At 67.2% G+C, this 19,553-nt stretch carries 19 protein-coding genes, 1 pseudogene and 1 riboswitch; of the genes and pseudogenes, 6 read left to right on the top strand and 14 right to left on the bottom strand.

Annotation, left to right across the window (positions count from 1 at the left end; genetic code table 11):
• Positions 1–188: 188 nt before the first annotated feature.
• The 3 genes from phbB to AC1DVI_RS10550 form a co-directional block, all read right to left on the bottom strand.
• A complete protein-coding gene (gene phbB, locus AC1DVI_RS10560; protein ID WP_119510469.1) occupies positions 189–911 on the bottom strand; it encodes an acetoacetyl-CoA reductase in 723 nt (240 codons plus the stop codon).
• Between the two features lie 98 nt (positions 912–1,009).
• Positions 1,010–2,185: an acetyl-CoA C-acetyltransferase gene (locus AC1DVI_RS10555; RefSeq protein WP_454020589.1), complete on the bottom strand. Its 1,176-nt coding sequence runs from the start codon at positions 2,183–2,185 to the stop codon at positions 1,010–1,012.
• Positions 2,186–2,297: 112 nt separating this feature from the next.
• Positions 2,298–3,563 carry an alpha/beta fold hydrolase gene (locus tag AC1DVI_RS10550; protein WP_476957923.1) on the bottom strand — a complete coding sequence of 422 codons (1,266 nt, stop codon included), beginning with the start codon at positions 3,561–3,563 and terminating at the stop codon, positions 2,298–2,300.
• A 485-nt stretch (positions 3,564–4,048) separates the two neighbouring features.
• Here AC1DVI_RS10550 and phaR point away from each other — a divergent pair, with 485 nt between their 5' ends.
• Positions 4,049–4,711 carry a polyhydroxyalkanoate synthesis repressor PhaR gene (gene phaR / locus AC1DVI_RS10545; RefSeq protein ID WP_476957922.1) on the top strand — a complete coding sequence of 221 codons (663 nt, stop codon included), beginning with the start codon at positions 4,049–4,051 and terminating at the stop codon, positions 4,709–4,711.
• A gap of 147 nt (positions 4,712–4,858) precedes the next feature.
• Complete coding sequence (locus tag AC1DVI_RS10540; RefSeq protein WP_149166283.1) at positions 4,859–5,083, top strand: hypothetical protein; 225 nt, start codon at positions 4,859–4,861, stop codon at positions 5,081–5,083.
• An 82-nt stretch (positions 5,084–5,165) separates the two neighbouring features.
• On the opposite strand, the gene AC1DVI_RS10535 is transcribed toward AC1DVI_RS10540, so the two are convergent.
• Positions 5,166–6,317 carry a glutathionylspermidine synthase family protein gene (locus tag AC1DVI_RS10535; protein ID WP_476957921.1) on the bottom strand — a complete coding sequence of 384 codons (1,152 nt, stop codon included), beginning with the start codon at positions 6,315–6,317 and terminating at the stop codon, positions 5,166–5,168.
• Between the two features lie 207 nt (positions 6,318–6,524).
• Entirely contained in the window at positions 6,525–8,453 is a 1,929-nt protein-coding gene (locus tag AC1DVI_RS10530) for a hypothetical protein (protein WP_476957920.1), read from the bottom strand.
• Between the two features lie 144 nt (positions 8,454–8,597).
• Positions 8,598–8,836, top strand: a riboswitch (cobalamin riboswitch).
• 174 nt (positions 8,837–9,010) lie between these two features.
• Here AC1DVI_RS10530 and AC1DVI_RS10525 point away from each other — a divergent pair.
• A pseudogene (locus tag AC1DVI_RS10525) lies at positions 9,011–9,613 on the top strand (energy-coupling factor ABC transporter permease); the annotation flags it as partial.
• A 57-nt stretch (positions 9,614–9,670) separates the two neighbouring features.
• Here the strand turns inward: AC1DVI_RS10525 and AC1DVI_RS10520 are convergent.
• From AC1DVI_RS10520 to AC1DVI_RS10495, 6 genes are all read right to left on the bottom strand, one after another.
• Positions 9,671–10,408, bottom strand: coding sequence for a superoxide dismutase (locus AC1DVI_RS10520; protein ID WP_476957919.1), 738 nt, complete (start codon positions 10,406–10,408; stop codon positions 9,671–9,673).
• 127 nt (positions 10,409–10,535) lie between these two features.
• A complete protein-coding gene (locus AC1DVI_RS10515) occupies positions 10,536–10,910 on the bottom strand; it encodes a hypothetical protein (RefSeq protein ID WP_476957918.1) in 375 nt (124 codons plus the stop codon).
• Positions 10,911–11,071: 161 nt separating this feature from the next.
• Complete coding sequence (locus AC1DVI_RS10510; RefSeq protein WP_476957917.1) at positions 11,072–12,100, bottom strand: histidine kinase dimerization/phosphoacceptor domain -containing protein; 1,029 nt, start codon at positions 12,098–12,100, stop codon at positions 11,072–11,074.
• A complete protein-coding gene (locus AC1DVI_RS10505) occupies positions 12,100–12,516 on the bottom strand; it encodes a response regulator (protein ID WP_476957916.1) in 417 nt (138 codons plus the stop codon). The genes AC1DVI_RS10510 and AC1DVI_RS10505 overlap by 1 nt, the downstream gene beginning before the upstream one ends.
• A gap of 22 nt (positions 12,517–12,538) precedes the next feature.
• Positions 12,539–12,790 carry an ATP-binding protein gene (locus AC1DVI_RS10500; protein WP_476958009.1) on the bottom strand — a complete coding sequence of 84 codons (252 nt, stop codon included), beginning with the start codon at positions 12,788–12,790 and terminating at the stop codon, positions 12,539–12,541.
• Positions 12,791–12,952: 162 nt separating this feature from the next.
• Positions 12,953–14,056, bottom strand: a complete 1,104-nt coding sequence (locus tag AC1DVI_RS10495; RefSeq protein ID WP_476957915.1) for a CHASE3 domain-containing protein — start codon at positions 14,054–14,056, stop codon at positions 12,953–12,955.
• A 442-nt stretch (positions 14,057–14,498) separates the two neighbouring features.
• Here AC1DVI_RS10495 and AC1DVI_RS10490 point away from each other — a divergent pair, with 442 nt between their 5' ends.
• The gene (locus AC1DVI_RS10490; RefSeq protein ID WP_476957914.1) at positions 14,499–15,422 is read left to right on the top strand and encodes a hypothetical protein; all 924 of its coding nucleotides are present in this window, start codon (positions 14,499–14,501) and stop codon (positions 15,420–15,422) included.
• Between the two features lie 193 nt (positions 15,423–15,615).
• Positions 15,616–16,500 (top strand): serine O-acetyltransferase, encoded by an 885-nt coding sequence (gene cysE, locus AC1DVI_RS10485; RefSeq protein WP_476957913.1) that lies wholly within the window; start codon positions 15,616–15,618, stop codon positions 16,498–16,500.
• Positions 16,501–16,530: 30 nt separating this feature from the next.
• Here cysE and AC1DVI_RS10480 read toward each other — a convergent pair whose 3' ends face one another.
• The 3 genes from AC1DVI_RS10480 to AC1DVI_RS10470 all read right to left on the bottom strand — a co-directional run bounded on the left by AC1DVI_RS10480 (position 16,531) and on the right by AC1DVI_RS10470 (position 18,133).
• Positions 16,531–16,719, bottom strand: coding sequence for a helix-turn-helix transcriptional regulator (locus AC1DVI_RS10480; RefSeq protein WP_476957912.1), 189 nt, complete (start codon positions 16,717–16,719; stop codon positions 16,531–16,533).
• Positions 16,716–17,096, bottom strand: a complete 381-nt coding sequence (locus tag AC1DVI_RS10475; protein ID WP_476957911.1) for a hypothetical protein — start codon at positions 17,094–17,096, stop codon at positions 16,716–16,718. The genes AC1DVI_RS10480 and AC1DVI_RS10475 overlap by 4 nt, the downstream gene beginning before the upstream one ends.
• Positions 17,097–17,200: 104 nt before the next feature.
• Complete coding sequence (locus AC1DVI_RS10470) at positions 17,201–18,133, bottom strand: LysR family transcriptional regulator (RefSeq protein WP_476958008.1); 933 nt, start codon at positions 18,131–18,133, stop codon at positions 17,201–17,203.
• Positions 18,134–18,318: 185 nt separating this feature from the next.
• Between AC1DVI_RS10470 and AC1DVI_RS10465 the strand changes: the two genes are divergently transcribed.
• The gene (locus AC1DVI_RS10465) at positions 18,319–19,440 is read left to right on the top strand and encodes an ABC transporter substrate-binding protein (RefSeq protein ID WP_476957910.1); all 1,122 of its coding nucleotides are present in this window, start codon (positions 18,319–18,321) and stop codon (positions 19,438–19,440) included.
• The last annotated feature ends 113 nt before the right edge of the window (positions 19,441–19,553 follow it).

Genomic DNA, 19,553 nt, shown 5'->3' with positions numbered 1-19,553 from the left:
ATGTCCTGGTACAACCGCTGAAACCCCCGCCCCCCGCGCGGGGGTTTCGCTTTTTCGGCTTCCCACGCCGCACCTCATTTCCTCGGCGACCCAAAGAAAAACCCCTCCCCCGCGGGTGCGGGAGAGGGGCGAAGGCTTCGTGTCGCTTCAAACGGGTCCGCAGACCCGGGAGTCAAGGCACCGGCCGATCAGTACATGTGCTGGCCGCCGTTGATCGACAGGGTCGAGCCGGTGATGAAGCCGGCGTCGTCGCCGACCAGGAACAGCACGCCGCGGGCGATCTCCTCGGCCTTGCCGAGACGGCCGACCGGGATGCGGGCGACGATCTTCTCCAGCACGTTGGGCGGCACCGCGCGCACCATGTCGGTGTCGATGTAGCCCGGCGCGATGGCGTTGACGGTGACGCCCTTGGCTGCACCCTCCTGGGCCAGCGCCTTGGTGAAGCCATGGATGCCCGACTTGGCGGCGGCGTAGTTCACCTGACCGTACTGGCCGGCCTGGCCGTTCACCGAGCCGATGTTGACGATGCGGCCGAAGCCGCGCTCGCGCATGCCGTCGATGACGTTGCGGCAGAGGTTGAAGCAGGAGGTGAGGTTCGTCGCGATGACGTCGTTCCACTGCTGCGGAGTCATGCGGTGGATCACGCCATCGCGGGTGATGCCCGCGTTGTTGACCACCACGTCCACCGGCCCGAGTTCGGCGGTGATCTTCGCGATGCCATCCTTCACGGCGTCGAAGTCCGACACGTCGAACTTGTAGACCGCGATGCCCGTGCGGGCCGAGAATTCCTTCGCCTTTTCATCATTGCCGGCGTAGTTGGCGGCGACGACATAGCCGGCGTTCTTCAACGCGACGGAGATGGCTTCGCCGATACCGCGCGTTCCGCCCGTGACGACTGCAACTCGAGCCATTGGCTCCTCCCCCAAAGCTTGGTGTTGGATTCTTTATCGGTTTCTGTAGGCACACATACGAAACGGGCCGCACCCCGGAGGGAACGGCCCGCTTTTCATCAGCCCCGCTCGACGGTGAGGGCGATGCCCATGCCGCCGCCGATGCACAAGGTGGCGAGGCCCTTCTTGGCGTCGCGCTTCTGCATCTCATAGAGCAGGGTGGTCAGGACGCGGGCGCCGGACGCGCCGACCGGGTGGCCGAGCGCGATGGCGCCGCCGTTGACGTTGACCTTGGAGGTGTCCCAGCCAAGGTCCTTGTTCACGGCCAGGGCCTGCGCGGCGAAGGCCTCGTTCGCCTCGATCAGGTCCAGGTCCTCGTGCTTCCAGCCGGCCTTTTCCAGCGCGAGGCGGGAAGCCGGAATCGGCCCGGTGCCCATGATTGCCGGATCGACGCCGGCGGTCGCCCAGGAGACGATGCGGGCCAGCGGGGTCAGGCCGCGCTTGGCCGCGTTCTCGGCGGTCATCAGGACCAGCGCGGCGGCGCCGTCGTTGATGCCCGACGCGTTGCCGGCGGTCACCGTGCCCTCCTTGGAGAAGGCCGGGCGCAGCTTGGCCAGCGATTCCGCGGTGGTGCCGTGCTTCGGATATTCGTCGTCGGCGACGATGATGTCGCCCTTGCGGCCCTTGATGGTGACCGGAATGATCTCGTCCTTGAAGCGGCCGGACTTCTGGGCGGCCTCGGCCTTCTGCTGCGAGGCGGCGGCGAAGGCGTCCTGCTCGTCGCGGGTCAGCTGCCACTTCTGGGCGACGTTCTCGGCCGTCGTGCCCATGTGGTAGCCCTTGAAGGCGTCCATCAGGCCGTCCTTCAGCATGGTGTCGAGCATCTCGGCGGCGCCCATCTTCACGCCGTTGCGCAGATGCATGACGTGCGGGGCCTGGCTCATGCTCTCCTGGCCGCCGACGACCATGACCTCGGCGTCGCCGTTGCGGATCGCCTGATAGCCGAGCGCGACCGAGCGCAGGCCCGAGCCGCAGAGCTGGTTGATGCCGAAGGCGGTGGCGGAGGCCGGGATGCCGGCGTTGACGGCGGCCTGGCGGGCCGGGTTCTGGCCCTGGCCAGCGGTCAGGATCTGGCCCAGGATGACCTCGGTCACCTCCGCGGCGTCGGTCTTGGCGCGGCTCAGCGCTTCGCGGATGGCAATCTCACCCAGGTAATGGGCCGGTACGGCGCTGAGCGCCCCGTTGAAGCTGCCGATGGGAGTACGCGCTGCGCTGGCGATCACAACCTCGGTCATGTTGACGCTCCTCAGATTTTGTCAGTTTTATTATCGTGACAGGGTGCCGCACGGAGTGAGAAAAACCTTATGCGCGGATTTCTCGCAATGCAAGACACCTGACAGGCTGCGGTTATCCTGCCGCACTAAGCCATTCGGCCAGGGGACGCCAGACGCCTGTTTCGGCACCGGCGCTGACCACCATGCCAATATGACCAAGCGGCGGTCTGATCATTTGCGCGCTGCCGATTGATCTTGCCAAGGCCACCGCGGACGCGGGCGGAACGATGCGGTCGCGCTCCGGGATCAGCGCCAAAACGGGCATGCGCAACCGCTCCGGCTCCACCGGCTGGCCGGCGACCAGCCATTCGCCGCGCGCCGTGTCGTTGCGCCCGTACCAGCCGGCCAGCGTGTCGCGCGCCACCCCGGCGACCAGCGGCACCCCGTCGTTCAGCCAGTCCTCCAGCGACACGAAGGCGAGCGCGGCGCGGCTGTCCGGCTCCATGCGGGCGAACTGCGAGAATTTCTTGAGCGCCAGCAGCGGGTCGAGCTGGGCGAACAGCCCCTGCAGCGCGTCCACCGGCAGTTCCCCCCAGGCGTCGAGCAGCGGGCCGAAGGGCTGGAAGACGGCGGCGGCGCGGCGGGCCATGCCCGCGTCCTCCGCGTGGAAGTCCCAGGGGGTGGCGAGCAGGCCGAGTGCGGCGACCTCCTTCGGGCGGCGCTGTGCCAACGCGGTGGCGAGCAGCCCGCCCATGCAATAGCCGACCACCGGAACCGGGCGGCCCACCGCCTCCACCACCGCGGCGAGCGCCCGCTCCAGCCGGCCGGCGATGTAGTCGGTCAGGCTGTAGCGCCGCTCCAGCGGGCCCGGCGTGCCCCAGTCGATCAGGAAGGGACGCAGCCCCTGCGCGGCCAGCCAGCGCATCAGGCTTTTGCGCGCCGACAGGTCGAGGATGTAATGGCGATTGACCAGCGACGGCACGAACAGGACCGGCGCGCCCGTCGCCGGGCCGAGGGCGCCGTAGTCGAGCAGGCGGGACGTCCCTTCCGTCCACAACACGGGCGGGTCAGGCAAATCGCGGCGGTAAGGGTGGTGGCGGTAGCGCTCGATGCCCGTCAGGGCGAGGTCGAGTTGGCGGCGGACCGCCCGGTCAACCGTCTGGGCGAACGCGTCCGCGTCGGTTGCGGCGATCCGCTGGCGCAGGTCCTCCGCCCGCTCCCGCAGATGCGGCTTCCATGGCAGCGAGCCGTTCCTCAAGTGCGGCAATGCGGCGGAGGAGCTGAGCAGCGTCGCCGCCACCGTCGCCAGATGCAGCGCCAGGGGCCGCGGCCCCAGCCGTGGGGTGGGCCGTGGGGTGGAATTGGGCGGCGGGGGCATCGTGGCGTTGTCCCCGGTCACGCGGCTCTCCCTTGGAGGACGGCCGGGGTGAGGTCGGCTGGGACGGGGCCGGCGTCGGATTCCAGCCAGTGCCCGGCGGGCTGGTGTAGGCGAAGCCGCCCGGCCCCAGGACGAAGGGCGCCATCGCCGCGGCGCCCTGCGCCATCATCTGGAACAGGCGGGCGGCGGCATCGGCCATCTCGGGATCGGCGGCGCAGGCCGCCCATTGTTCCTGCCACAGGTCGAGGTACCGTTGCGCGAGCGTTTCCAGGGACGGGATGTCGGATTCGGACGATTCGGCCATGGCCGGGAGTATATGGGGGAGGCGGTGCCCTTGACCAGAGCCGCGAAGGACCGATCGAAAATGCCGCAAATCCCGAATTATCGGGGGGACGCCCACCTGGGGTCGCAGCGCTGCGGCACAGCACTGGACAGGGTGCATTCCTTCGAGTAGTCCTTATATCTGAAACATTCCCGCCGTACGACCCTTCTTGAAAGAAACAGCGATGGCCGACAAGGAAGATCAGAAGTCCGCGACGATCACGATCAAGAAGTACGCCAACCGGCGGCTCTACAACACGGCGACCAGCAGCTACGTGACGCTCGACCATCTCTGTCAGATGGTCAAGGACGGGCTCGACTTTGTGGTCTATGACGCGAAGACCGGAGAGGACATTACCCGTTCGGTCCTGACGCAGATCATCGTGGAGGAGGAGAGCAAGGGCCAGAACCTGCTGCCGATCAGCTTCCTGCGCCAGCTCATCGGTTTCTACGGCGACAACATGCAGTGGATGGTGCCGCGCTACCTCGAATATTCGATGCAGTCCTTCTCGCGCAACCAGGAGCAGATGCGCGACTATTTCCAGAACACGCTGGGCGGCATGTTCCCCTTCGGCCGGCTGGAGGAGGTCGGCAAGCAGAACATGGCGATGTTCGAGCGGGCTATGCGCATGTTCTCGCCCTTCGGCGGCACCGAGGATGGGCAGCCGGGCGAATTCCCCGCCCCCCCGCCCCGCCCCCAGGCCCCCGGCCCTTCCGCGGCTCCGCCGACCGGCTCGGCAGCGGCCATCCACACCTATGAAGAGCTTCAGAAGCAGATCGACGACCTGCAAAAACAGATCGCCAGCATCGCCAAGCCGGCCCGCCCGGCGAAGCCCGAAGGGAAATGAGCCGCAGCGTCCATCGCATCGTATGGCCGTCACGGTGATGTCTCTGCGGCGCAGGGCGGGGAAAGTTCCCCGCCCTTTTCTGTTTTTTTCGGCACCAGTGGCACGCCCGGCTGTTTGTTCAACGGAACGGTCCAGAGGAGGAACGCCATGAAGACCGAGTTGCAGATGACGATGGAACTGGAGGTTGCGGACGCTCAGGACGCCCAGCGGTTCGAAGAAAAGCTGCGCGGCTGGCTGCGCCACCAGAGTCAGGTGGTGTCGGTGTCCAGCACCCACAGCGGCGTCGGCAACGACGTTGCGTGGCGAGACGCCCGCCGGGCGGCGTTCGGCTCACCACTGCCCAATCCCTTCGCGCCGGGCCGCAGCCGCTGAGTCCTGTCGGTTGATCGCCGCCGAAGCGCCCGCCCTGCCCTCCTTCGGACAGGGCGGGCTCCTCCCGCCCTAGGAAAGCGTGTCAGCCGCGAAAGATGTGCGGCACCATCGCCGCATCGGAGCCGACCCGAGGGTCCGCCGATTCGCGGATCGACATGCCCAGGCACTTGTCCCCGATGATCCAACAGTGCAGGAGCGCGTGGACGCCCTCCTCCTCGAAGATCGGCGGGGTTTCCAGCCAGACCCGCCCCCCCGGATACTCGGCGCTGCCGGTGTCCGAGATGGTGCGGCCATGAGCCGTCATGCGCTGGGCCGCGTCGTCCAGCCCGAACAGGCTGCGCTCCGTCACGGCGTCGCAGCCCTCCAGTTCCTGGAGGTCGAGCGCGGCGCGGCACAGGTTCGGGTGGCGCGGGTAGAGCGACCACAGCGTCGCCAGCAGCCCGTGGTTCGACATCGGCCAGCACCACAGCGGCGACAGCATGCTCATGCCGCCCATCCGCAGCTTCTGCAGGAAGGCGTCGTCGGCCAGCCCCTGCCAGGGGTAGATCTTCGCCAGCCAGGAGGCCGCCCGCCCCTCGTCGTCGATGAAGCGCTGGCCGTCCCAGCCCAGACTTTGCAGCGGCAGCAGATGCGTGGCGATGCCGGCCTCCGCCGCGGTGGCGGCCAGATAGACCAGTTCGCTCTCGCGCATCGGGTCGGGGGTGGCGCAGGCGAGATGGACGAGCCCGCGGCCCGGCATGCCCGCCGCCAGTTCCTCCCAGCGCTCCACAATCCCTTCGTGCAGGCCGTTGAACTGGTTGGCGTCGCCCATCAGGGCCTCGCGCCAGTTGCGCTGGATGATCGAGGCGGCGAACAGCCCCTCCGGCGTGTCGTAGTTGCAGGCCAGCAGCTTGACCGAATCGCGCCCGTCATAGGCCAGCGTCAGCCGCCCGATCAGCGCGCCGGCCCGCTCGTTCAGCCGGCCCGCGGCCCAATAATCGTTCCAGGAGGCTTCCAGCAGCCGCGCCACCCCGCCGCGGACCCCCAGCCGGGCCAGCGCCCGCCCGTCCATCGTCGCGCGCAACGCCTCGCGCAGCATGGTGTGCAGCTCGTCGGCGACGCTTTCGATCAGGTCGATCTGATGGGCGGAGAACTCATACCGCACATCTTCGCGCCAGAAGGCACCGGCGCTCATCGCGCGGACGCCATAGGGGTATTTGCGGAGCCCCGGACGCCAATCCGCACGGGGTTTCATGACTGCTCTGCGCATCGTGTGCTTACCGGGCCGCCGGATTCAATCCATGGTTTTGCCCCGCTGCGGCGCGCCGCTTGCGGCCGTCCGGGATTCGGTGGGGGCGGATCATTGCGGCGCAAACGCGCCAACACAAGCGCCTTGCGCGCCCGTCCCTCCGTTTTTCCACGCTTCCCCTCTCGGATCTCACAGGCCGGGTGGGAACGCTTGTCAGTACGTGCGGCCGGCCAGCCAAGCCGTAATGGCGCTCTCCATCGCCCCGGCGCTCGGATCGCCGTGCTCCGGGCCGGTTCCCACCATGGGAAGCCCGGCCGCGACGGCGATGTCCTCCGCCGGGGCGCCCGTCCCGACGAACAGGTCGCAGCGCCGCAGCAGGGCGCACAACCCGTCGAAACCCAGCCGCCCGACCGCGTTCATGCAGGCGCCCCCCGCCTCCCCGGCGATGCGCGCCGCGGCTCCCCTGGCGGCCTCTTCGCCGACCAGGATCATGGCGGTGTCGCCGCGCGCGGCAAGGCGGCGGCACAGCTCCGACAGGCTGCCGGTGCCGACGGACGCGGACAGGCCGACCGCGCAGCGCCAGCGCGCCGGAACGCCCTCGGCCAGAAGCGCGACGGCGACCCGCTCGCCCGCAGGGGAGGTCCAGACCTCCGTGGCGGGGTCAGGCTCACTGGCGGTCAGTGCCCCCAGCAGGCCGGCGGGAGCCGGCGCGACGTGGGTCAGGAAGGCGTCGGCGTAATAGCCGCGCACCGGCCGGCCGACCCTGCAACCGAGGCGGAGCGGCGCCCCCGTATCCTGCATCAGGCGGTTGGCGAAGCTGGTATCCTCACCCCGGCCGGGATTGATCGTCAGGTCGAAGGCGCCGCTGAACTGCTGGCCGATCTCCTGGCGCACGGCGGTCACCAGCGCGTCGTCGGGCGCCCGTCCCTTCAGCGGCGGCAGGGTGACCCGCTGGTTGACGTAGGGGCAGAGGGCGAGCGCCGCCTCCGCGTCCGGGGTCGCGAAGGCGGTGATCCGGGCGAGCGGCAAGGCCCGCCGCAGTTCCCGCAGGAAGCCGGACGCCCGCAGCACGGCACCCATGCCGTCCAGCAGGAACACGCCGACGTTTCGGACCAGGTCGGTCGGGAAGGGCGACGGTTCGCCGGGGACGAGCGTGCGGCGGCGGACGGCCGGACCGGAGCCCCGCAGCAGCGCCACCGCCGGCGCCGTCGAGGCGCCCCGCGCCGGCGGCACGAAACCCCAGGCTCCGTCGGCGTCCGGGCGCGCCAGCGGCTCCACCATGGCGTACTCGGCGCGGGCGACGGTCGCCGCGTCGGTCACCCAGGGGAAGAAATCGCGCAGCGGAAGGGTGCCGCTGCCGACCGCTCGACCCGCGACCTGCAACGCGTCCCACCGACGGACCGCGCCGTCGTAGCCGTAATAAACCTCCTTGAACGCGACCTGCTCCCGCGTGGCGTAGGCGAAATGCTGGAAAACCAGCCCGCCCGCCGCCGTTTCCTCGTGAAGGAAGGGGTTGGCCGCGCCGAGTTCGAGGTCCGGCCCATCGGGCTGCGGGCGCATCAGCCGGGGCGGAACGTGCGAGTGCCAAAAATCCCCCGGCCGATACCGCCAGGTCCGCAGCCATTCGTAGGCGCGGTAATTGCCGTAATGGTCCACCTTGTCGAGGACCAGGGATGGGCCGACAAAGAACTGACAGAGGTACAGCGCCGCCGTGCGCGATGGCGAATCAAGGAACATTTGGCGCGCACGGGCGATCTGCTCCGCCGTCCAAAGTTCGTCCGCATCGACCTGCCAGAGCAGGCATTCCTCCGTCATGGCAGCCAGCGGCGCCGTCACCATCTCCACCTTGCCCTGCCAGAAGGCACCGGACGGCTTGCGGTAGACCGACACGCGCCCGGGCTCCTCCGCGGCGATGCGGTCCAGATATTCCGAGGTTCCGTCGCTGCTGCGGCCGTCGCGGTGAAGGTCCTGCGGGACGCGCCCGCCCCGTTGCGCGCACCAGGAGGAGTCGCGGACCTGCTCCGCCACCCCCTCCACGATGTGCCAGCGCCAGGGAAAGGGCAGTTGGCGAAACACCTCCAGGTGATAGCGGATGAAGGGATCGCCGTTCAGCACGATGGTCAGGAAATGAACCGGTAGCATGCCCGCAACCCCGTCCTTCGCCCGTTGATCCGGCCTCGCGCAGTCCGCCGGACCTTGTCGGTTCCGCGGGAGCGGTGTCAAGGAAGCCGTGCGACTCCCCCGATGGGTCGCCATCCCCCTCTTGACGACGGGGGACCCCGCCCCTACCCTGGCGCCGGTTATGGTTCCCCGCGCCATCCGGTCGCGGGGCTAAGAGGGAAGCCGGTGAACCGCCCCGATCGGGGAGAAACGGCAAATCCGGCGCTGCCCCCGCAACTGTGAGCGGTGAGCGGCATCGTCCTTTCCGTGTCACTGGCGCCGCCTGCGGGAACGGGCGCCGGGAAGGCCGGACGATGCCGCCTTGACCCGCAAGCCAGGAGACCTGCCGTAACCGAACGTACGTCCTCGGGCGGGGTGCCCCGGTGGTCGCTTGCCGATGTCCGGCCCGACGGCCGCCCGTCTTCCGCAAGCCGTCCCTCCGGTGCGCCCATCCAGGGGACCAAGGGGGTTGCGATGCCGGTGCCTGCCAGCAACGACGCCCCTCCAAACGCATGGCAGACTCGGAAAGGGCATAGAGCATGCACATCGAACCCGGCGTCGTCGACGGCGCCAAGATCGCTCTCAGCTACGCGACGGCCGCCGGCGGCTTCGCGATGGCCGGAAAGCTGGCGCACAACGACGTCCGCAACAACGGCGGGGTCGCGCCGCTGGTGCTGCGCAGCCTGATCGCCACCGCGCTGGTCTTCAGCTTCTTCGAGGTGTTCCCGCACCACCCCGTGGGCGTGTCGGAGGTTCACCTGATCCTCGGATCGACGCTGCTCCTGCTGTTCGGTGCCGGTGCGGCCTCCATCGGCCTCGCCGCCGGCCTGCTGATCCAGGGCCTGTTCTTTGCGCCGTTCGACCTGCCGCAGTACGGCATGAACGTCACCACTCTGCTGGTCCCGCTGTGGGGCATCAGCCTGCTGGCGAAGCGGATCGTTCCCGACGCCACCCCCTATGTCGACCTGAAGTATTCGCAGGCGCTGGCGCTCTCCACCGCCTACCAGGGCGGCATCGTCGCCTGGGTGGCCTTCTGGGCCTTCTATGGCCACGGCTTCACCGCCGAGACCATGACGGAAGTCGCCTCCTTCGGCGCCGCCTACATGACCGTCATCATTGTCGAGCCGCTGGCCGACCTCGCCGTGCTGGCCGTCGCCAAGGCGCTGGGGGGCGGGTACACCCCCCCCCCCCTTTTCCGTTCAGATCACCAGCTCGCCCTTGCGGATCGCCGCGTAGCGGCGGTTCACCGCGCCCCAATCGACGACGTTCCACCAGGCCGCCAGATAGTCGGCGCGCCGGTTCTGATACTTCAGGTAATAGGCGTGCTCCCACACGTCGTTGCCCATCAGCACGGGCACCCCTTCCATGGCCGGCGAATCCTGGTTCGGGCGGGCGGCGATGGCGAGCTTGCCCGACGACGGGTCGGCGGTGACGAAGACCCAGCCGCTGCCGAACTGCCCGGCCCCCGCCGTGTTGAAGCGGCTCTTGAAATCGTCGAAGCTGCCGAAGTCGCGCGTGATGGCAGCACCCACCTCGCCGTCCGGGGCGCCGCCGGCGTTCGGCCCCATGATGCTCCAGAACATGCTGTGGTTCGCGTGCCCGCCGCCGTTGTTGCGCACCGCGGTGCGGATGCTTTCCGGCAGTTCCGGCACGCGCTTCAGCAGGTCGGCCAGCGGCATCGCCTGAAGGTCGCCGTGGTTGGCGAGCGCTTTGTTGAGGTTGTCCACATAGGCCTGATGGTGCTTGCCGTGATGCACGCCCATGGTCGTCGCGTCGATGTGCGGTTCCAGCGCGGCGGGCGCGTAGGGCAGCGGCGGCAGCGTGAAGCCCTTACCGCCCGGAGTTTGAGCCAGGACGAAGCGCGGCGCCACGGCCAGCACCAGCGCGGCGGCTCCGGCGGACAGCAGCAATTGTCGGCGATCCAGGCGAACGGACATGAGACCTCCCAATGTGTGTTTCGTGCCGAACAGCGGGGAAGCGACAGCCTCAGTGCGCCCCGCAACTCACTCAACAGGGCAATGGGCGTACTCACTCGGTACCGGCGGACAGCAGATCGTCCGATTCTTACAACCGGACCTTTCCCGTCAGGCCGGCGGATGCCGAGCGGGCCATGCCGATCGCCACCGCCCGCCAACGCCCCAGACGGAATCGGGATGGCGCCGCCGCCGGCTTCTTGACCGGAGCGACCGGAGCCGCTCCCACCACCTCATGGACCTTGCGGCCGCGGCGCTCCCGAAGCAGCAGGCGCATCACCTCCTCCTCCGTGACGAGGCGTCCGGCTTTGGCCGAGGCGAGGCTCGCGGTGTCCTGGAGGGCGGCGACCTGTGCCAGAGTGCCGGTCAGCCCCTTGGCCGCGGCGGTTTCCAGCGCTTCGCGATGAATGGCGAGGATGAACGGCTTCAGCCCGCGGTCGGGCGATCCGTGCGGCGATGTCGGCATGGCGGAAAGACTCCGGGGATTCGTTCGATCGGGTGAGTCATCATCCGACCGATACCGCCGCCACGGCAAAGGCCCCTAAGGATTAACCCGCCCCCCCCCCCCGCTCGGAGAGGCAAGGGCCACAAGCCCGGACATCGCGACTCGGCATGGTGGCGCAGCGATCACAACGGCATCGTCAGCGTCATCCGTGTGCCGGTGTGCTGGCGGTCATGGTGCAGTGTCGCTCCCAGGTTGGACGCCATGGCATGAACGATGCGGGTGCCGAGGCCGGTCCCCTGCGGAGCGCCGCCACCGGGAAAGCCGACCCCGTCATCCTCCACGCTCACCGACAATTGGCCTTCGACAGCCACCGCGCGGACACGGATGCTGCCGCTCCGGCCTTGGGGATAGGCGTATTTGCAGGCATTGGTGACCAGCTCGGTGACGATCACCGCCAAGGACACCGCCTTGTCAGTCGGCACCAGGACCGGATCGGCGGTGACAAGGAACGCATCCGGACGGTGCGAAGCCATGGCGGAGTGCATGTCGGCCAGCAACGCTTTCAGATAGACGTCGATTTGGACGGAGCGCGCGTCGCCGGACGTGTAAAGACTTCGGTGAATGCCGGCGATCGCCGTTATGCGCGCCTGGGTTCCCTCCAGGGCGGTACGGGCCTGGGGATCGGAGAGGCCGGACTTTTGCAACTGCACAAACGCCGCCACCAGCGCCAGGCTGTTGGCGACCCGATGATTGACCTCCTGCAGCAACAGCTCCGCCCGGTCTCGCGCGGCGCGCACCTGCCGTTCCGCCAGTTCTCGCTCCCGGCGGAGCTGGGCTTTCTGGATCGCCTGCTCGATCGCGGCGACCAGCAGATCGAAAAACCCGTCGCCGTTCTCTTTGGGGACGTAGTCGGAGGCGCCCGCCTTCAGCGCCGCAACCGCGACCCGGGTATCGCCGGCCCCGGTGACATAAACGACCGGCGGCGCATCCGCACCAGCCAGCAGCGCAGGAAGGATGTCCAACCCGATCGCGTCCGGCATCTCGTGATCCAGACCGACCACCGAGATGCCGCCCTGCGCCACTCGGGCCAAGCCCTCCTGGCCGCTCGTCGCACACTCCACCACATAACCGCGCCGTCCGAGCTTCCGTTGCACCAGTCGGGCCAGGGCGATGTCGTCGTCGATGTAGAGGAGGCGGACAGCCCGATCCATCACGCTTCCGCCTCGGGAATCTGGATGGCCGTGAAGAACCGGCCCAGTTGCCGGATCGCATCGCCGAAGCTATCGTAGTTCACCGGCTTGGTGATGTAGCCGCTGGCCCCGAGATCATAGCAACGCTGGACTTCCTGCCGGTCGTCCGTGGTCGTCAGAACCACCACGGGAAAGCGCTTCGTGTACGGGTTGGCTTTGACCTTGGCCAGAACGTCGCCCCCCGTCATGTCCGGCAGGTTCAAATCGAGCAGAATAAGAAGAGCCCGCCCCGCGCTCGCCCGGCCGGTTCCGTCTTGTCCGAACAGATAGGTGAGCGCGGTCGTGCCGCTGGTGAAGGGAATGATCTCATTGGTCATCCCTCCCCGGCGGATGTTCTTCTCGATCAGCCGGGCATGACCTTCATCGTCCTCGATCATGACAATGCACGCCGCCAGTGGGTCACGCTTCATCAGCCAGCCTTTGCAAGGACAGGGTCGGATTTTCAGGAAGGCTTATGCGAAAGACGCTGCCCTGTCCAAGAATCGAGTCGACGGTGACCTCGCCCTCAAGACGCCGCACCATGGTCCGGACGTAGGCCAGCCCGATTCCCTCTCCGGGTCGGTCCTGCACGCCGGAGCGGCGGAACAGTTCGAAGATGCGCTCGTGATCCCCCGGCGCGATCCCCCGCCCGTTGTCGATGACTTCGAAGATCAGACGTTTCGCCTCGGCGTATCCTCAGATCTCGATCCGGCCGGGCCGGGCCGGGCCGGGCCGGGCCGGGCCGGATCGAGATACTTGATCGCGTTGTCGATAGGTTTCCGAAAATCTGCTCCAGGGCGAGCCGGTCGGACACGACGGGGGGCAGGGAACCGGCTATGTCGATGACGCACCGCAACTCGCTGGCTTGGTGATGAACGCTGGCCACGGTGTTCTCAAGGAGGGTCGCGTGCAAATGGGCTCCAAGGTCAGCGTCCGGCTGCCTTGGCGCGACAGGACGAGAATGGTGTTGATCAGGCGGTCCATCTTGGTCGTCGACGCACGGATGAAGCCGATGGCTTCCGGGAGGTCCTCGTTCGCCGCCCGGCGCGCCTCTGCCGCCGTGGCGTCGTCCTGGCCCGCCGGCTGGCGGTACATATGGGCGCGCAGGCTTGCCAGCCCCTCCTGAAACTCGCTGGTGAAGCCCATCACGTTCACCAGCGGCGCCCGCAGGTCATGACTGACGATGTATGCGAACCTTTGAATTTCATCGTTGGCTCTCTGCAGGGCGACGGTGCGTTCCGACACGCGCTGTTCCAGAGAATCGTTGAGGGCCTGGATCGCCTGCTGCGCCTGCACGAGATTGCGGGTGTGATGCAGCACGATCCACACGGCCCCGCCCACCACCAGGAGAATGAACAGGCCGCCCAGAGTCGCCACCCAGCGCGACATCCCGGCCTGGCCGTTCAGCGCGGCGAGTTGGGCGGCGAGCTGAGCGTCGGCCGGCATGATCAGATCGGCGAGTGAACGCCGGGCATCGTCCATCACCCTCATTCCGTGGCCGGTACGCACGATGGCCAAGGCATCGTCCCTGCGTCCCGCCTGCATCAATGCGATGGTCTCCGCCAGTTCCTCGCGCTTGGCCGTCGCAAGAACGGCGAGGCGCTCGACAATGGCCGACGCACCGGCATCCCCTTCGGCAAAGCCGCGCATCCGCGCAATGGTGTCGTTGACCGCCTCGTTGGCCGCCTCATAGGGCTTGAGGTACCGGCGATCCCCGGTGAGGAGGTAGCCGCGCTGCCCGATCTCGGCATCCTGAAGCTGGCTGAGAAGCGTCCCCGCGGCAACCCGCGTTGCGGTCATCCGCCCGACGGCCTGGGAATAGTGCCCCGTGCTTTCCGCCAGCCACCCCGACATCGTGACGATTCCCAACAGCGCCACCGCGCCGGCGAACAGCATCAGCAGGGATCGGCGGGTGACGGTGGCGCTGGATGTGGACATCGCGGGCGGTTGATCCGAACCAGGTCGGGAGGAGGCCCGAATGCTAACGCGCCGCCAAGGGCAAGCAACCAAAAAGCGATGAGGTGGCCCTTGCCGCCGCCCTGCGACAGGCTGACGCCAATCCCTGGCCGCCACCCAGCCCCTCCCCCCCCGCGCCATTCCGTCACCGCTTGCCCGACCCGCAAGCGGTTGATGTCGGCCTCGTCCACCTTGGCCGTCACCGTCAGTCGCTCCAGATCGGCGATGTCCAGAGAGGACTGGCCGCCCCTGTCAAAAACGGTCTTCGATTTCTATTCCGCCGCTTCAATCTCCGCCGCTGCATTGAAAATTATTTGATTACGAAGTAATTTTTGAGCGATTCGATGAATCACTTCTTGCTGTTTGATTGTTTTCCAGTAGTTTGTTAAGTAATCCACAACCCAACGGAAAGGGTTTAGGAATCATGAGTGCCATCAGAGCCACCGGTTCACAGATGGGCAACTTTCCGCCTTCTCGTGCAATCCCTCACACGACGACCGACGTGTTCGTGAAGAAGGCCGACACCGCCGCCACGAGCGGTTCCAGCCCGTCTTCCAAGGTCGAATTGTCCGATCGCGCCAAGGCGCTGATGGCGAAGGCAGAGCAGGAGCGCGCGGTTGCGAGCCAACTTGCGGCGCATCTGGCGGGGGGCGGCCGCAATTCCGCGGCCATGATCCCGGCTTCCATGAGCCCTCTGGCCATGACGCAATGGGCCGACAGCGGCGCGCCGTCCAAGCCGAGCGCATCGGGACAGGCGTCGGACGGCATCGCCGCCGTCAAGGAATGGGCGAAGTCGGATGTGTTCCGGAATGCCGCCAAAGCCGTTGCGGACGATCAGGTCCGGTCCCTGGTTCGCGACGGCCAGCTTTCCCAATTGCCTGCGCTCGATGACGATCAGCTGAACCAGTTGAGCGAGGCGGAAAGGAACATCTATGGCACGGTCAGGTCTCTCCAGGGGCTTTACGACGGCATGCCGAAAACGATGGACCAGGCTCTGGCCGACCGGAAGAAGCTGGTTCTCGAAGCATACCCGGATGAAATCAGCCGCATGAGAAGCGGACTTGCCTCCGGCTCCCTGAAAAAGGAGGACGGATGGGAAGACATCATCGCCAGCCGCGAAGCCGAACTTGCCGCCGCGCAACAAGGAACCATGAAAATACACGCTGTGAATGACTCGAACCTCGTGCAGTCGAAGAGCGAGTTCACAGTCAGCCACGATTCCAATGGTTGGAGCGCCAGTGGGATCACGGTGAACGGCAACGCCTCCGCCTTGCAGGAAGCGTTCGACACCAAGAACATGCAGGTGGGATCCAGCCCCTACACCGGCGACTATGTGATCACGTGGTAAGCTCGCGCACTGCACGGATGAAGCGGATTGTTTTCACAGAGCAGAAATGTGTAAAATTTCGTAGTGATCCTTCATTTCCCACGACATGGCTCCCCTTCCGGAAAGCGGCGTGCTAGGGTTCGGTCCGGCCTGTTGAAGGACCCATGACCGGACCGACGACCGGGCCGGTCGGGAACATCAGGACATCTGTGCCATGAACCACATCGTCGCCCCTTGCCTCGAGGAACAGGGCCTCAAGGACCAGAGCCTCAGGGAACTGGACCGTCCGGAGACCCCTCTTCTGGAAGGCGTGGACGGCATGTGGGCGATGCTGCGCGCCGAGGCGGAAAGCGTGGTCGTCAAGGAACCTTGGCTGCGCCCCTTCATCGACACCGCCATCCTGCTGCACCACGATTTCCCGTCGGCGCTGGGCAGCCTGCTGGCTCGCAAGCTCGGCGATTCCTACATCTCCGCCGACCAGCTCGCGATGCTCGTGCGCTCGGCGGTCGCCGACGCGCCCTGCATCGTGGAGGAAGCCTGCTCCGACCTCCAGGCCATCTGCACGCGCGACCCGGCGGCCGACAACTGCCTGACGCCCTTCCTCTACTACAAGGGCTTCCACGCGCTGGAATGGCACCGCATCGGCCATTGGCTGTGGCGGCGCGAGCGGCGCGATCTCGCCCATTTCCTGCAGAGCCGGGTGTCGGAGGTGTTCGCGGTGGACATCCACCCGGCGGTGCCTGTCGGGCGCGGCGTCTTCATCGACCATGGCACCGGCGTGGTGATCGGCGAAACCGCGGTGGTCGGCAACGACGTGTCGATTCTTCAGGAGGTCACGCTCGGCGGCACCGGCAAGGAGCATGGCGACCGCCATCCGAAGGTGCGCGACGGCGTCCTGCTGTCGGCCGGCGCCAAGATCCTCGGCAACATCGAGATCGGCAGCCGCGCCAAGGTCGGGGCCGGCAGCGTCGTGTTGAAGGACGTGCCGCCCTGCGCCACCGTGGTCGGCGTCCCGGCGCGGATCGTCGGCTGGTGCCGCGACACCGTGCCGGCGCTCGCCATGGACCAGACCGTGCCGGAGCCGGAATATCACATCTGACGGGCCGGGCGGATTTCGCACCGGGAAGCCTCAAGGAAAGAAGATGTCTTCGATCGTCCGATCGAACGTTCGCGCAATCGCGAAAGCCAAGGGGAGGCTGGGGTCGTAGCGCCCGTTCTCGATGGAATTGACGGTCTGGCGGGACACCTGGAGGCGTTCCGCCAAGTCACCCTGGCTCCAACCGCGGGCGGTTCGGATGTCCTTGAGGATGTTTTTCATCGATAGCGCCATTGGGCGACCAGCACTCCGGCAACCCACAGCACCGCCATGAGCGGCCAGACATGGAACGCCCGCAGTTCCGGCGCGCCGGCACTTTCCGCAAAACCCCAGGCGAAGGTCACCAGCGCCGTTCCCGTGAACGACAGGGCGATCGCGTCGAGCTGGATGCGGCGCTGGAGCTCGTCCATGCGCCACAGCCCCCGCAAAACGGCCCAGGCGACGGCGGCCGTGCCCAGGATCGGCAGGAGCGCGAGCACCATCTTCGCCCCGCCCTCGGGCTGGAAGACGCGCTCCGCCAGGTTGGCTCCGAGCAGAAGCGCCGCGTAGAGAGCCAAGGCCCCGAACAGTTCAATGCCATAGCGTCTGATGCTGAACATCCCTGTCCCTTTCCCATCCGCCGCCCGATGCTGACAAGGAAGCTTTACATATCGCGCCCGTATGCTGTCAAGGTCGCTTTACACAGCGCGGCGTCGGCACTCCGTCAGGAGGGCCGGACCGTGGTGCTCTGGAACTCCGGCGCGGTCATCTCCTCGCGCGTCAGGGCGATGAACAGATCCACCACCGGGCTCTTGGAGCGGTTGGCGTCGAAGGCCACCTGGAACGGCGCCTGATAGGACAGGACCTTGGGCAGCAGGATCCGCAGCCGCCCGGCCTTGATGTAGGGGGCCGCGTAATGGTCCGGCAGATAGCCGGCGTAGGCGCCGGACAGGATCAGCCGCGCCGCCCCCTCCATGTCGCTGACCGTCGCCTTGGGCGTCGAGATGGCGAAGATCTTCAGGTCGCGTGATCCCCAATAGCTGCGCGCGACCAGCCGGTAACGGCGGATCTCGTCGAGGTCGATGGCCTCGTCCGGCAGGGTGAACAGCGGGTGCCCGTCGGCCACGCAGAAGTGGATCGTCTCGTTGTAGAGGTCCTGGTAGGACAGGCTGGGCACGATGCGCGGAAAGCTGGCGATGGCGAGCTGGAGCTGCCCACCGATGACGTCGCGCAGCAGCTCGTTCGGTGGGCGCACGTTGATGATCAGCGAGACTTCCGGCGCCGCCTCGGTGAAGCGGGCGAAGACGCGCTCCAGCGGGGCGCGCGGGTCGGTCAGCGTGTTGTCGACCAGCCCGACCGCCAGCGTGCCGGTCAACCGCTCGCGCAGGCCGCGCACCCGCCCGCGGAACCGCTCCAGCGTGTCGAACACGCGCCGCGCCTCGTCATAGACTGCCTGCCCCTCCGGGGTGAGCTGGAATCCCGAGCGCCCACGACGGCACAGCCGCAGGCCCAGCCGCGTCTCCAGATCGGCGAAATGGGTGGAGATGGTGGACAGCGACAGGTTCAGTTCGCTCTGCGCCGCACTGAATCCGCCGGCCTCGACGATGGTCATGAACAACCGCAACAGGCGCAGATCCACGGTTTCCAGCTGAATCATCGCCACGACGCCCACCCTCCCCTGCCCCGCCCGATGGGTCCGGCACGCCCGATACTTCGACCCGGATCGAAGTAAAATACAAAACTTTCTGATTTTCGGGCAACGGCGCCGGGGGTCTAATGATCGCAGGCTGCAATGCTGGCCTCACGAACAGATAAGCTCGTCCGCAAGGAAAGGTCGCATCCATGAACGAGACGACGGGTAAGCAGGGACTTCACGCCGCTCTGGCCGGCGGCATCGGCCGGCGCGCCGTTCTGGCCGGAGCGGGCACGCTGGCCACGGTGGCCGCCATCGGTTTTCCGAGCATCGTCCGCGCCCAGTCGAAGACGCTGAAGGTCGGCGTCTACGGCGGCTACTTCAAGGAATCCTTCGAAAAGCACATCTTCCCGGAATTCTCCAAGGCCACCGGCATCACGGTGGAGGCGATCGCCGAGCCGACCGGCGAGGCCTGGCTGGTCCAGCTCGAACAGGCGGCCCGCGCCCGCCAGGCGCCCGCCGACGTCTCGATGATGTCGCAGGTGGCGATGCTGAAGGGGGCCTCGGCGGAGCTGTGGGCGCCCTTCGACCTGTCGAAGATCCCCAACGCCGCCAAGATTCTTCCGCACCTCGTCAACAAGTACCCGGACGGCAAGGTCAGCGGCATCGGCGCGGTGTCCTGGTACATCACGCTGGTCACCAACACCAAGAGCTACCCGCAGGCTCCGGACAGCTGGGCGGCCCTGTGGGACCCGGCGAACAAGGACAAGCTCGGCCTGCTGGCGCTGGTCAGCAACAGCTTCCTGCTGGAGGTCACGGCGGCGACCTTCTTCGGCGGCACCAAGCATCTCGACAGCGAGCAGGGGCAGCTCGACTGCTTCAAGAAACTGGCGGAGCTGAAGTCCAACGTGAAGCTCTGGTACCGCGACGAGGCGCAGTTCGAGGCCTCGCTGAAGTCCGGCGAGATTCCGATGGGCCAGTATTACCACGACGTGACCGGCCTCGCCGCCGCGGACGGGCAGCCGGTGCGCTCGACCTTCCCGAAGGAGGGCGGCATCCTCGACTCCGGCAGCTGGGCGGTCACCCGCGCCTCCAAGGCCGGCGACCTCGCCCATGTCTTCGTGGACTACATGTGCCAGCCGTCGATCCAGGCCCTGCTGTCGCGCAAAGTCGGCACCGCCCCGACCATCGACCGCAAGCTGACCGACCTGGCGGATCAGGAGTTCGCCGCCGTGTCCTCCGACATCGCGCCGATCATCCCCCGCTACGACCTCTACACGAGCAAGTCCGACTGGCTGAACCAGAAGTGGACGGAAATGATCGTCGGGTGAGTGTGTGAGCCCTTCTCCCCTCTGGGGAGAAGGGTATGGGATGAGGGGGCGGCCGCAGGCCGGACACGCACTGCAATGAGGCTGCGTTGACGCCCTATGGGCGCCCCCTCACC

Source organism: Azospirillum sp. P4_B5, from assembly GCF_056402275.1.
The sequence above is the reverse complement of the archived record's forward strand: the minus strand, read 5'-3'. Positions and strand labels throughout refer to the sequence as shown.

Excerpts from the sequence above, each read along its gene's own strand:
- phaR (WP_476957922.1), top strand. The coding sequence starts at position 4,049 with ATGGCCGACAAGGAAGATCAGAAGTCCGCGACGATCACGATCAAGAAG.
- AC1DVI_RS10505 (WP_476957916.1), bottom strand. The coding sequence starts at position 12,516 with ATGATCGAGGACGATGAAGGTCATGCCCGGCTGATCGAGAAGAACATC.
- AC1DVI_RS10495 (WP_476957915.1), bottom strand. The coding sequence starts at position 14,056 with ATGTCCACATCCAGCGCCACCGTCACCCGCCGATCCCTGCTGATGCTG.
- AC1DVI_RS10480 (WP_476957912.1), bottom strand. The coding sequence starts at position 16,719 with ATGAAAAACATCCTCAAGGACATCCGAACCGCCCGCGGTTGGAGCCAG.
- AC1DVI_RS10475 (WP_476957911.1), bottom strand. The coding sequence starts at position 17,096 with ATGTTCAGCATCAGACGCTATGGCATTGAACTGTTCGGGGCCTTGGCT.
- AC1DVI_RS10540 (WP_149166283.1), top strand. The coding sequence starts at position 4,859 with ATGAAGACCGAGTTGCAGATGACGATGGAACTGGAGGTTGCGGACGCT.
- cysE (WP_476957913.1), top strand. The coding sequence starts at position 15,616 with ATGAACCACATCGTCGCCCCTTGCCTCGAGGAACAGGGCCTCAAGGAC.
- phbB (WP_119510469.1), bottom strand. The coding sequence starts at position 911 with ATGGCTCGAGTTGCAGTCGTCACGGGCGGAACGCGCGGTATCGGCGAA.
- AC1DVI_RS10490 (WP_476957914.1), top strand. The coding sequence starts at position 14,499 with ATGAGTGCCATCAGAGCCACCGGTTCACAGATGGGCAACTTTCCGCCT.
- AC1DVI_RS10555 (WP_454020589.1), bottom strand. The coding sequence starts at position 2,185 with ATGACCGAGGTTGTGATCGCCAGCGCAGCGCGTACTCCCATCGGCAGC.
- AC1DVI_RS10470 (WP_476958008.1), bottom strand. The coding sequence starts at position 18,133 with ATGATTCAGCTGGAAACCGTGGATCTGCGCCTGTTGCGGTTGTTCATG.
- AC1DVI_RS10515 (WP_476957918.1), bottom strand. The coding sequence starts at position 10,910 with ATGCCGACATCGCCGCACGGATCGCCCGACCGCGGGCTGAAGCCGTTC.
- AC1DVI_RS10535 (WP_476957921.1), bottom strand. The coding sequence starts at position 6,317 with ATGAAACCCCGTGCGGATTGGCGTCCGGGGCTCCGCAAATACCCCTAT.
- AC1DVI_RS10510 (WP_476957917.1), bottom strand. The coding sequence starts at position 12,100 with ATGGATCGGGCTGTCCGCCTCCTCTACATCGACGACGACATCGCCCTG.
- AC1DVI_RS10465 (WP_476957910.1), top strand. The coding sequence starts at position 18,319 with ATGAACGAGACGACGGGTAAGCAGGGACTTCACGCCGCTCTGGCCGGC.
- AC1DVI_RS10520 (WP_476957919.1), bottom strand. The coding sequence starts at position 10,408 with ATGTCCGTTCGCCTGGATCGCCGACAATTGCTGCTGTCCGCCGGAGCC.
- AC1DVI_RS10530 (WP_476957920.1), bottom strand. The coding sequence starts at position 8,453 with ATGCTACCGGTTCATTTCCTGACCATCGTGCTGAACGGCGATCCCTTC.